The 11,381-nt window shown below is 68.4% G+C and carries 11 protein-coding genes; 3 read left to right on the top strand and 8 right to left on the bottom strand.

Features of this window, described 5'->3' with window-relative positions; all coding sequences use genetic code 11:
- Window positions 1-300: 300 nt before the first annotated feature.
- The 3 genes from ABZ845_RS28505 to thyX form a co-directional block, all read right to left on the bottom strand.
- Window positions 301-1,986, bottom strand: a complete 1,686-nt coding sequence (locus ABZ845_RS28505; RefSeq protein WP_360985118.1) for a ribonuclease J — start codon at window positions 1,984-1,986, stop codon at window positions 301-303.
- Between the two features lie 125 nt (window positions 1,987-2,111).
- Window positions 2,112-3,011, bottom strand: coding sequence for a 4-hydroxy-tetrahydrodipicolinate synthase (gene dapA / locus ABZ845_RS28500; protein WP_360985115.1), 900 nt, complete (start codon window positions 3,009-3,011; stop codon window positions 2,112-2,114).
- Between the two features lie 211 nt (window positions 3,012-3,222).
- Window positions 3,223-3,963 (bottom strand): FAD-dependent thymidylate synthase, encoded by a 741-nt coding sequence (thyX, locus tag ABZ845_RS28495; RefSeq protein ID WP_360985112.1) that lies wholly within the window; start codon window positions 3,961-3,963, stop codon window positions 3,223-3,225.
- A 258-nt stretch (window positions 3,964-4,221) separates the two neighbouring features.
- Here thyX and ABZ845_RS28490 point away from each other — a divergent pair, with 258 nt between their 5' ends.
- Together ABZ845_RS28490 and ABZ845_RS28485 are read left to right on the top strand one after the other, a co-directional pair.
- Window positions 4,222-4,458: a hypothetical protein gene (locus ABZ845_RS28490; protein ID WP_360985109.1), complete on the top strand. Its 237-nt coding sequence runs from the start codon at window positions 4,222-4,224 to the stop codon at window positions 4,456-4,458.
- A 128-nt stretch (window positions 4,459-4,586) separates the two neighbouring features.
- A complete protein-coding gene (locus ABZ845_RS28485; protein ID WP_360985106.1) occupies window positions 4,587-5,144 on the top strand; it encodes a hypothetical protein in 558 nt (185 codons plus the stop codon).
- A 110-nt stretch (window positions 5,145-5,254) separates the two neighbouring features.
- Here the strand turns inward: ABZ845_RS28485 and ABZ845_RS28480 are convergent, their stop codons facing one another.
- The 5 genes from ABZ845_RS28480 to rpsO all read right to left on the bottom strand — a co-directional run bounded on the left by ABZ845_RS28480 (window position 5,255) and on the right by rpsO (window position 10,756).
- Window positions 5,255-5,707 carry a hypothetical protein gene (locus ABZ845_RS28480; protein WP_360985103.1) on the bottom strand — a complete coding sequence of 151 codons (453 nt, stop codon included), beginning with the start codon at window positions 5,705-5,707 and terminating at the stop codon, window positions 5,255-5,257.
- Between the two features lie 14 nt (window positions 5,708-5,721).
- A complete protein-coding gene (gene dapB, locus ABZ845_RS28475; RefSeq protein WP_360985100.1) occupies window positions 5,722-6,474 on the bottom strand; it encodes a 4-hydroxy-tetrahydrodipicolinate reductase in 753 nt (250 codons plus the stop codon).
- Between the two features lie 72 nt (window positions 6,475-6,546).
- Window positions 6,547-7,926 (bottom strand): pitrilysin family protein, encoded by a 1,380-nt coding sequence (locus ABZ845_RS28470; protein WP_360985098.1) that lies wholly within the window; start codon window positions 7,924-7,926, stop codon window positions 6,547-6,549.
- The gene (locus ABZ845_RS28465) at window positions 7,923-10,142 is read right to left on the bottom strand and encodes a polyribonucleotide nucleotidyltransferase (RefSeq protein ID WP_360985095.1); all 2,220 of its coding nucleotides are present in this window, start codon (window positions 10,140-10,142) and stop codon (window positions 7,923-7,925) included. Before ABZ845_RS28465 ends, ABZ845_RS28470 begins: the two co-directional genes overlap by 4 nt.
- Window positions 10,143-10,468: 326 nt before the next feature.
- Window positions 10,469-10,756 (bottom strand): 30S ribosomal protein S15, encoded by a 288-nt coding sequence (gene rpsO / locus ABZ845_RS28460; protein ID WP_020138875.1) that lies wholly within the window; start codon window positions 10,754-10,756, stop codon window positions 10,469-10,471.
- 293 nt (window positions 10,757-11,049) lie between these two features.
- Here rpsO and ABZ845_RS28455 point away from each other — a divergent pair, with 293 nt between their 5' ends.
- Window positions 11,050-11,346 (top strand): DUF397 domain-containing protein, encoded by a 297-nt coding sequence (locus ABZ845_RS28455; RefSeq protein ID WP_360985091.1) that lies wholly within the window; start codon window positions 11,050-11,052, stop codon window positions 11,344-11,346.
- Window positions 11,347-11,381: the final 35 nt, after the last annotated feature.

Here is an 11,381-nt window from a genome sequence, read left to right as displayed (position 1 = left end):
GAGACTCTCTCAGGCTTTCCTCCGGGCGCTTCCCTTCGGTGTTTCCGACTCTATCAGATCTTTCCGATCCGATTTCCTCGGCGCTTTCCAGGTCAACGCTTCCGCGCCTTTCCTTTCCGGCGGTTCCGACTTTATCAGAGAATCTGAGTCGGAATTTCCACCCCGCTGGGGTTGCTACCTGGCGCTCGGTGGCACCGGGTTCCCCCGCTGGCGGAGCCGTAAACGTACTGGAGCGAGGCGCCTCGACGCAAATCGAGGCGCCTCGCTCCCGGTTCACTCCGCCGGGAGTCTGACGAGACGTCAGACCTCGACCACCACAGGCAGGATCATCGGCCTGCGCCGGTAGGAGTCCGAAACCCACTTGCCGAGGGTCCGCCGCATCAGCTGTTGCAGCTGGTGGGGCTCCGCGATTCCGTCCTGGGCCGAACGCTCCAGCACCTCGGTGATCTTCGGGATCACCTCGTCGAAGGCCGCGTCCTCGATGCCCGAACCCCTGGCCTGGATATGAGGTCCACCCGTGATCTTGCCGGTGGAGGAGTCCACCACCACGAAGATCGAGATGATGCCCTCGTCACCGAGGATCTTGCGGTCCTTCAGCGCCGGCTCGCCGACATCGCCGACCGAGAGGCCGTCGACGTACACATAGCCGGCCTGGACCTTGCCGGAGATCCTCGCCTTGCCCCCGACGAGGTCCACGACCACGCCGTCCTCGGCGATGACGATGCGGTCGTGCGGGACTCCGGTGAGCGCTCCCAGTTCGGCGTTGGCCCGGAGGTGGCGCCATTCGCCGTGGACCGGCATCAGGTTCTTCGGACGGCAGATGTTGTAGAAGTACAGCAGCTCGCCGGCCGACGCGTGGCCCGAGACGTGAACCTTGGCGTTGCCCTTGTGGACGACGTTCGCGCCCCAGCGGGTCAGGCCGTTGATGACGCGGTACACGGCGTTCTCGTTGCCGGGGATCAGTGACGACGCGAGGATCACCGTGTCACCGTCCACGATGCGGATCTGGTGGTCCCGGTTGGCCATGCGCGACAGGGCCGCCATGGGCTCGCCCTGCGAGCCCGTGCACACCAGCACGACCTCGTCGTCGGGCAGGTCGTCCAGCGTCTTGACGTCCACCACGAGGCCCGGGGGGACCTTCAGGTAGCCGAGGTCCCTGGCGATGCCCATGTTGCGGACCATGGAACGGCCCACGAAGGCGACGCGCCGCCCGTACTCGTACGCCGCGTCCAGGATCTGCTGGATCCGGTGGACGTGGCTGGCGAAGCTCGCCACGATGATCCGCTTGCGGGCGCTCGCGAAGACCTGGCGCAGGACATTGGAGATGTCGCGCTCGTGCGGGGTGAACCCGGGGACCTCGGCGTTCGTGGAGTCGCTGAGGAGTAGGTCGATGCCTTCCTCACTCAACCGTGCGAACGCATGGAGGTCGGTCAGCCGGTTGTCCAGCGGCAGCTGGTCCATCTTGAAGTCGCCCGTGTGGACCACCATGCCGGCGGGGGTACGGATGGCGACCGCGAGAGCGTCCGGGATCGAGTGGTTGACGGCGACGAACTCGCAGTCGAAGGGGCCGACACGCTCCCGCTGGCCTTCGGCCACCTCGAGCGTGTACGGGCGGATGCGGTGCTCCTGGAGCTTCGCCTCGATCAGGGCGAGGGTCAGCTTGGAGCCGATCAGCGGGATGTCGGGCTTCTCCCTCAGCAGGAAGGGAACGCCCCCGATGTGGTCCTCATGGCCGTGCGTGAGCACGATCCCGACGACATCGTCGAGGCGGTCCCGGATCGATGAGAAGTCCGGCAGGATCAGGTCGATTCCGGGCTGCTCCTCCTCGGGGAAGAGCACTCCGCAGTCGACGATCAGCAGACGGCCGCCGTATTCGAAGACCGTCATATTGCGGCCGATCTCGCCGAGGCCACCGAGCGGGGTGACCCGCAGACCGCCTTCTTGGAGCGGCGGGGGCGAGCCGAGTTCGGGATGAGGATGACTCAAAAGACTCTCCTGACCATGCGCGCCACGTACCTGGGGCACGTGGCGCGCATGACGTTCGTGCAAATGCAGTTGTCGATGTGTGGTGCAGGCACCTGGGTCCTGCCTATTCAGTTATGAAGTCTTTGTCAGAGCTGTACCCCGCCGGCAGCAAGATCGATCTTGAGCTGAGCGGTTTCTTCGGGTGACAGTTCGACCATGGGCGGGCGCAGCGGTCCGGCGGGCAGGCCCTGGAGCGCGAGCGCGGCCTTGGTGGTCATGACGCCCTGAGTGCGGAACATGCCGGTGAAGACCGGAAGCAGCTTCTGGTGGATCTCCAGCGCCTTGTGGATGTCTCCGCCGGTGTATGCCTCGGCCATGGCGCGCAGCTCGGGCGTGACGACATGGCCGACGACGGACACGAAGCCGACCGCGCCCACGGAGAGCAGCGGCAGGTTGAGCATGTCGTCACCGGAGTACCAGGCGAGGCCGGACCGGGCGATGGCCCAGCTGGCGCGGCCGAGGTCGCCCTTGGCGTCCTTGTTGGCGACGATCCTCGGATGCTCGGCCAGCCGGACGATGGTCTCCGTGTTGATCGGCACTCCACTGCGGCCCGGAATGTCGTACAGCATCACCGGCAGGTCGGTGGCGTCGGCGATGGCCTTGAAGTGCCGGTACAGGCCCTCTTGCGGGGGCTTGTTGTAGTACGGGGTGACGGTCAGGAGACCGTGTGCGCCGACGCCGTGCGCCGCGCGCGCCAGTTCGATGCTGTGGTGGGTGTCGTTCGTGCCCACTCCGGCGACGACGTGGGCGCGATCGCCGACCGCCTCCACGACGGCTCGCACGAGATCCGATTTCTCCGCATCGCTGGTGGTGGGCGACTCGCCGGTGGTGCCGTTGATGATCAGGCCGTCGTTGCCTGCGTCCACCAGGTGGGTGGCGAGCCGCTGAGCGCCGTCGAGGTCGAGTGCGCCGTCCGCCGTGAACGGCGTGACCATGGCGGTGAGGATCCGCCCGAAGGGGATCTGCGGAGTGGAGGTCGGAGCCATGGGTTACACGCTACTCGCTGCTCCAAGGGCGGTCTGCCCTTGGGGGGCCGGGAAAGTCCTGACATGAGTGGAACCCGGCACTGCCTGCTCGGGGGTTCAAGCAGTGCCGGGTCCGTTTGATCAGGCTAGATGAACTTCTCGAAATGCCGCAATACGGACACTTCGCTCGGCTGACCCGTACATCTGTACTCGAGCCGTAACCTGGCGCGTATTACGGGGCCACGCGCCCGTTGGCATTGAAGGCGGCGTGCGTGAGCGGCATCAGCCGGGCCCACTCCGCCTCCATCCTCTCGCCGACCATCTCGATCTCCCGCTGCGGGAAGGAAGGCACCTTGGCCAGCTCGTGCTGGGTGCGCAGGCCGAGGAAGTGCATCAGGGAGCGGGCGTTGCAGGTCGCGTACATCGAGGAGAAAAGTCCGACCGGCAGGACCGAGCGGGCGACCTCGCGGGCGACTCCGGCGGCGAGCATCTCCTGGTACGCCTCGTACGCGTGTACGTACGAGTCCTCCATGACACGGCCGACGAGCTCCTGCTGCATCCGGGTGCCCTCGACGAACTGGTACTTGCCGGGGCGCCCCTCCTGGACGAGCTTGCGGGACTCGTCGGGGACGTAGAAGACCGGCTCGAGCTCGCGGTAGCGCCCGCTCTCCTCGTTGTAGGACCAGCCCACCCGGTGCCGCATGAACTCGCGGAAGACGAAGATCGGGGCGCTGATGAAGAAGGTCATCGAGTTGTGCTCGAAGGGGCTGCCGTGCCGGTCCCGCATCAGGTAGTTGATCAGGCCCGTGGAACGCTCCGGGTCCTTCTTCAGCTCGTCGAGGGACTGCTCGCCGGCGGTCGAGACGCGGGCGGCCCACAGCACGTCCGAGTCGGCCGCGCTGTGCTTGACCAGCTCGACGCTGACGTCGCTGCGGAAGCTGGGCTTGAGGTCGTCGGCGGGGGTGTCGGTCACGGTGCGGAAGATCCTTCCCATCACAGGCTTTGAGCGGCGCCCACTCTACGGCCCGGCACTGTCAACGGGGCGTTCGGTACCGGGTCGCGACATTCTTCGGCGAACTTCAGCGAAATCGGTGAAAGAGGGCACCATTCGTGCCTCTCGTGCGTCTGTGTTGGTGACGACGATGCGTTCGGGACACCCGGACGTCATCGAGTCCCGGTCCTCCGGGGCGCACGAGCCCAAGAAACGATCCCCAAGAGGAGAAAGAGCCCCATGTTCCGTCGGCGCGAGCCCGTACCGTTCGCCTTCCTCGCCGAAGCCGACTCCTTCCGCAGCAATGTCACTCCCCCGCCCCGGCAGCGGGCCTCCACCGGCCAGATGGCCGGGCGCTGGCTGATGGGACTGACCATCGTCGCCGGGCTCGTGGGCGCCCTGGTGATAGGGACGCCGTCCATGGAGCACCAGTCGCCCGCCGCGACACAGCACTCCGAAGCGTCCAACGGGCGCTGACGGCGCCTGCGCCGCCGCTCGCCCCATGGGCGCGGCGGCGCACCCGCCCGGCCCCCCAGGGGTGGTGAGCGGGGGCACGGCTCGATAGCCTCACCGGGCACAGCCCATGCAACGAATGAGGATCCGTCGTGCCCCTGTCCTTTCTGACGGCCGACCGTGTTTCCGACCCAGCGGTGGACCACTCCCCACTGCCGTACGACGATCGCGATCTCTGGCGCCGCCCCTACCGTCCCGGCCCCTGGCGGGTGGGCTCGGCGGCGCTCCTGCTGCTGCTCGCCGCGTTCGTGCTCCTCGCCTCCGTCGCCATCGCGCTGACCGGCACGCCTTCGGGCGCGGGCACCGTCATCGGTTTCGCCCTGATCGTCATCGCCGGAGCCCTGCGGCTGCTGCGGATGGGCGTCTGGGTGAGCGCGCGGGGACTGCGCCGCGTGGGCTTCTTCTACACGAGCACGTCTCCCTGGAAGCGAATCGTCTCGGTGCGGACGGTGCAGCAGCCTGTGCGCTGGCTCGGGCTGCCGAGGACGGTGCAGGGGCAGGCGCTGGTGCTCGTGGAGGCGGGCCGTGGACCCGAGGACATGCAGCCGCTGCTGACCACGCACGGCGCCGACTTCCTGGCCCGTCCGGAGGCCTTCGACCGGGCGGCGGACATGGTCGAGGCATGGGCGGCGGAGTACCGCCGGCGCTGAGACGACCGTCTGCGAGGAGGGGGCCGGCCCGCGCGATGCGGGCCGGCCCCCTCCTCGTAGACGTGGAACGTGCACGAGAACGTCCCGGGGAATCGAACCCCGGGCAGGGGTCAGGCCTCCGTCGTCCTGCCCTCGCGCAGCGCGATCGCCCGCTGCATCGCCTTGCGGGCACGCGGGGTGTCACGGGCGTCGTGATAGGCGACGGCGAGCCGGAACCAGCTGCGCCAGTCCTCCGGGGCGTCCTCCGTCTCCGCCTTGCGCCGGGCGAAGACCTCGTCGGCCGAGTCGCGGTCGATCCGGCCTTCCGGGGTACGCCTCAGCTCGTCGACGGGCAGTCCGCCCTCGGCGTCCAGCTCGGCGGCGAGCCGATTGGCCTTGCGGACGAACTGCGTGTTCTTCCACAGGAACCACACGCCGATGACCGGCAGGATCAGCACCGCGACACCGAAGGTGACGGTGACGGGGGTGCCGTTCTGGATGAGGAGCACACCGCGGCTGCCGACCAGGACGAAGTAGAAGACCAGGACGGCGGCCGTGACGATGTAGGTGATCTTGGCGCGCATGGAGGGCCGCTTCGCTACTTCAGGTCGAGGAAGTGCTCAAGGCCGAAGGTCAGGCCCGGAGTGGTCACGACTCGGCGGACGCCGAGCAGGATGCCCGGCATGAAGCTGCTGTGGTGCAGCGAGTCATGCCGGATGGTGAGGGTCTCGCCCTCACCGCCGAGCAGTACCTCCTGGTGGGCGAGCAGACCGCGCAGACGGACCGAGTGCACCGGGATGCCGTCGACGTCCGCCCCGCGGGCGCCGTCCAGGGCGGTCACCGTGGCGTCGGGCTGCGGGGCGCTGCCCGCCTCGCCGCGCGCCGCAGCGATGAGCTGGGCGGTACGCGTGGCGGTGCCGCTGGGGGCATCCGCCTTGTTCGGGTGGTGGAGCTCGATGACCTCGACGGACTCGAAGTACGGCGCTGCCACCTCGGCGAACTTCATGGTCAGCACGGCGCCGATGGAGAAGTTCGGGGCGATGAGGACACCCGTCTGCGGGGACTGGTCCAGCCAGCCCTTCAGCTGCGCCAGGCGCTCCTCGGTCCAGCCCGTCGTGCCGACCACCGCGTGGATGCCGTGCCGTACGCAGAAGTCGAGGTTGCCCATCACCGACGCCGGGGTGGTCAGCTCGACCACCGCCTCGGCTCCGGCGTCCACGAGGGTCTCCAGCTTGTCGCCCCTGCCGAGAGCGGCGACCAGTTCCATGTCCTCGGCGGCCTCGACGGCCCGTACCGCCTCCGCACCGATCCGGCCCTTGGCACCGAGGACCGCCACGCGCAGCTTGCTCATGTTCCTGATTCCTTGGTCGAAGGGGACCTGCGTCCCTGGGGGGGCGACGCCGCGAAGATCCAAAAGAGACCCCTAAGCCACGGCGTCGTGCAGACGGGACGCCTGCTTGTCCTTGAGCGGACCGATCACCGACAGCGAGGGCCGCTGTCCCAGGATCTCCCTGGCCACGGACCGGACGTCGTCCGGGGTGACCGCCGCTATCCGGGACAGCATGTCGTCGACGGACATCTGGTCGCCCCAGCACAGCTCGCTCTTGCCGATACGGTTCATCAGCGCGCCCGTGTCCTCGAGCCCGAGCACCGTTGAACCCCTCAGCTGGCCGATGGCGCGTGCGATCTCGTCGTCGGACAGGCCGTGCTCGGCGACATGGTCCAGCTCGTCGCGGCAGATCTTGAGCACATCGTGCACCTGGCTCGGGCGGCAGCCCGCGTACACGCCGAAGAGGCCACAGTCGGCGAAACCCGAGGTGTACGAGTACACGCTGTACGCGAGGCCCCGCTTCTCCCGGACCTCCTGGAACAGCCGGGAGGACATGCCGCCGCCGAGAGCGGTGTTCAGCACACCGAGGGCCCAGCGGCGGTCGTCGGTGCGGGCCAGGCCGGGCATGCCGAGGACGACATGTGCCTGCTCGGTCTTGCGGCCCAGCAGCTCGACACGGCCGGTCGTGCGGATCACGCGACGGCCGTCGCGCGGGGCGACGGGGGTGGCGGCCGTGCGCGACAGGGCGTCGGCCTTCTCGAAGGCGGCCCGCACCTGGCGTACCACCTTGTTGTGGTCGATGTTGCCCGCGCACGCGACCACCAGGTGGGTGGGGTCGTAGTGCTTCTTGTAGAAGCGCCGGATGCGGTCCGCGGTCAGGGCGTTGACGGTGTCGACGGTGCCGAGGACCGGGCGGCCCAGGGGGTTGTCGCCGAACATGGTGTGCGCGAACAGGTCGTGCACACAGTCGCCCGGGTCGTCCTCCGTCATCGCGATCTCCTCGAGGATCGCGCCCCGCTCGACGTTGACGTCCTCTTCCAGGATCAGCGAGCCGGTGAGCATGTCGCAGACGACGTCTATGGCGAGCGGCAGGTCGGTGTCGAGCACGCGCGCGTAGTAGCACGTGTACTCCTTGGCGGTGAACGCGTTCATCTCGCCGCCGACCGCGTCGATCGCGGCGGAGATGTCGAGGGCGCTCCTGCGCTGCGTGCCCTTGAAGAGCAGGTGTTCGAGGTAGTGCGTGGCACCGTTCAGCGCGGGCGTCTCGTCGCGTGAGCCGACATGTGCCCAGATGCCGAAGGTGGCGGAGCGCACGGAGGGCAGTGTCTCCGTCACGATGCGCAGACCACCCGGAAGGGTGGTCTTGCGGACGGTGCCGATGCCGCCTGCGCCCTTGATCAGGGTTTGGGTACGGGCGACGGCCCGCGCCTCCGAAGAGGTGCGGGCCGTCACCTTGAAGCCTTGGGACGTCACTTGTCCGTGTCGTCCTTCGCGTCGGCCTCCTCGGCCTCACCCTCGACCACGGGGATGAGGGAGAGCTTGCCTCGGGAGTCGATCTCGGCGATCTCGACCTGGACCTTCTGGCCCACGGCCACGACGTCCTCGACGTTCTCCACGCGCTTGCCGCCGGCGAGCTTGCGGATCTGCGAGATGTGCAGCAGGCCGTCCTTGCCCGGGAGCAGCGAGACGAACGCGCCGAACGTGGTCGTCTTGACGACCGTGCCCAGGTAGCGCTCGCCGACCTCCGGCATGGTCGGGTTGGCGATGCCGTTGATCGTGGCGCGGGCGGCCTCGGCGGACGGGCCGTCGGCGGCACCGATGTAGATCGTGCCGTCGTCCTCGATCGTGATCTCGGCGCCGGTGTCCTCCTGGATCTGGTTGATCATCTTGCCCTTGGGGCCGATGACCTCACCGATCTTGTCGACCGGGATCTTGACGGTGATGATCCGCGGAGCGTGCGGGGACATCTCGTCGGGCCGGTCGATGGCCTCCATCATCACGTCGAGGATGTGGAGACGGGCGTCGCGGGCCTGCTTGAGGGCCGCGGCCAGGACGGAGGCCGGGATGCCGTCCAGCTTGGTGTCCAGCTGGAGGGCGGTCACGAACTCCTTGGTGCCGGCGACCTTGAAGTCCATGTCGCCGAACGCGTCCTCGGCGCCGAGGATGTCGGTCAGCGTCACGTAGTGCGTCTCACCGTCGATCTCCTGCGAGATCAGACCCATGGCGATACCGGCGACCGGGGCCTTCAGCGGCACACCGGCGTTCAGCAGCGACATGGTGGAGGCGCAGACCGAGCCCATGGACGTCGAGCCGTTGGATCCGAGGGCCTCGGAGACCTGACGGATCGCGTACGGGAACTCCTCGCGCGTGGGCAGGACCGGGAAGAGGGCGCGCTCGGCGAGGGCGCCGTGACCGATCTCGCGGCGCTTGGGGGAGCCGACACGGCCGGTCTCACCGGTGGAGTACGGCGGGAAGTTGTAGTTGTGCATGTAGCGCTTGCGCGTCACCGGGGAGAGGGTGTCGAGCTGCTGCTCCATGCGCAGCATGTTCAGGGTGGTGACGCCCAGGATCTGGGTCTCGCCACGCTCGAACAGGGCCGAGCCGTGCACCCGCGGGATGGCCTCGACCTCGGCGGCCAGGGTGCGGATGTCGGTGACACCGCGGCCGTCGATGCGCTTCTTCTCCTTGATGACGCGCTCACGGACCAGGGTCTTGGTCAGCGAGCGGTACGCGGCGGAGATCTCCTTCTCGCGGCCCTCGAACTGCGGCAGGAGCTTCTCGGCGGCGAGCTGCTTGACGCGGTCCAGCTCGGACTCGCGCTCCTGCTTGCCGGCGATGGTGAGCGCCTGGGACAGCTCGGGGCGGACGGCGGCGGTCAGCGCCTCCAGGACGTCGTCCTCGTAGTCGAGGAAGATCGGGAACTCGGCGGTCGGCTTGGCAGCCTTGGCGGCGAGGTCCGACTGGGCGCGGCACAGCACCTTGATGAAGGGCTTCGCGGCCTCGAGACCGGCGGCGACGACCTCCTCGGTCGGCGCCTCGGCGCCGCCCTTGACCAGCTGGATGGTCTTGTCGGTGGCCTCGGCCTCGACCATCATGATCGCGACGTCGCCGTCCTCCAGGGCGCGGCCCGCGACCACCATGTCGAAGACGGCGTCCTCGAGCTCGGTGTGCGTCGGGAAGGCGACCCACTGGCCGTTGATCAGGGCGACGCGGACGCCGCCGATCGGGCCGGAGAAGGGCAGGCCGGCCAGCTGCGTGGACGCGGACGCGGCGTTGATCGCCACGACGTCGTACAGGTGGTCGGGGTTGAGGGCCATGATCGTGGCGACGACCTGGATCTCGTTGCGCAGGCCCTTCTTGAAGGACGGGCGCAGCGGGCGGTCGATCAGGCGGCAGGTGAGGACGGCGTCCTCGGAGGGGCGGCCCTCACGGCGGAAGAAGGAACCGGGGATCTTCCCGGCCGAGTACATCCGCTCCTCGACGTCGACCGTCAGGGGGAAGAAGTCGAGCTGGTCCTTGGGGTTCTTGGACGCGGTGGTGGCCGACAGCACCATGGTGTCGTCGTCCAGGTACGCGACGGCGGAGCCGGCGGCCTGCTTGGCCAGGCGGCCCGTCTCGAAGCGGATCGTGCGGGTGCCGAAGGAGCCGTTGTCGATGACGGCCTCGGCGTAGTGGGTCTCGTTCTCCACTAGCGTTTTCTCCTCGTCTTCGTCCCTCACTGCCCGTGTGACAGGGGGACGGTGGCGAAGAAGCGCTCCTTCTGATGCGGGCCGGTCTTCGATCGAAGCACCCGGGGCTCGCTTTCCCCCGGGGGCCACTACCGAGGACCGGCGGCGGCGAGGTGCGCTTCTCCTCGTTCGGTGTGTGCAGGGGGTACCCGGGTCGTCCGGGTGGTCCTCACACTGCGTCGTGCGTATGGCGTTGTGCTACCACACTACAAAGGGGTAGTGACAGTCCGCACGTACAGCAAAAGGAGCGGCTCCCTTGTCGTGGGAACCGCTCCCTTCACGGCGTCTTACTTGGCGCCCGCCGCACCGCGGCGGATGCCCAGGCGGTCGACCAGCGTACGGAAGCGCTGGATGTCCTTCTTGGCCAGGTACTGCAGCAGGCGGCGACGCTGACCGACCAGGATCAGCAGACCACGGCGGGAGTGGTGGTCGTGCTTGTGGGTCTTGAGGTGCTCGGTCAGGTCCGAGATGCGGCGGGACAGCATGGCGACCTGGACCTCGGGGGAGCCGGTGTCGCCCTCCTTGGTGCCGAACTCGGTGATGATCTGCTTCTTCGTGGCGGCGTCGAGCGACACGTGTACTCCTCGTAGTCTTTTCTGAGTGCCACCGAGCGCCCCTGGTCTTCTCCTCAGGGGAACTTCCGTGACTCGCGTGGCGGGGATCCGCTGGGCGCGGCCTCCGGATCCGTGGGCGGCCTCCTGAGGGGCCTGGACGGGGTCCGGCGGCGCGTACACGAACGGCCGTCACACAGGGTACCAGGAGGCGGCGGCGCTCTTCGCCGCGGTTTCCGAACCGCCGGGCCGGTGCCCGTGCGGCCAGTAGGGTGAGCGGCCGGATCATCACCACGTCGGGAAGGGGTCGCTTCGTCATGGCGGATGAAGTGGACGAGGACGTCAAGGCACGCAAGGAGCGGGAGCGGGACGAGCTGTACGCCCTGGACATCTCGGGCGTGGAGTGGCACTGCGCCCCGGGCACGGAGGACCAGGAGGAGCGGGTCGAGATCGCCTACCTGCCCGAGGGTGCCGTGGCCATGAGGTCGTCGCTCGACCCCGACACGGTGCTGCGGTACACGGAGGCGGAGTGGCGGGCCTTCGTGCTGGGAGCCCGCGACGGGGAGTTCGATCTCGAACCGACGGTGCGCAACGGCGGACTTGCCGCGGAGTGACTCGGGCGCGGAACGGGGAAGGGGGGCGTGGATAC

Origin of the sequence: Streptomyces sp. NPDC047022, assembly GCF_040644155.1 — a bacterium.
Lineage (GTDB): Bacteria > Actinomycetota > Actinomycetes > Streptomycetales > Streptomycetaceae > Streptomyces.
This window is presented reverse-complemented; position numbering and strand designations above follow the sequence as displayed.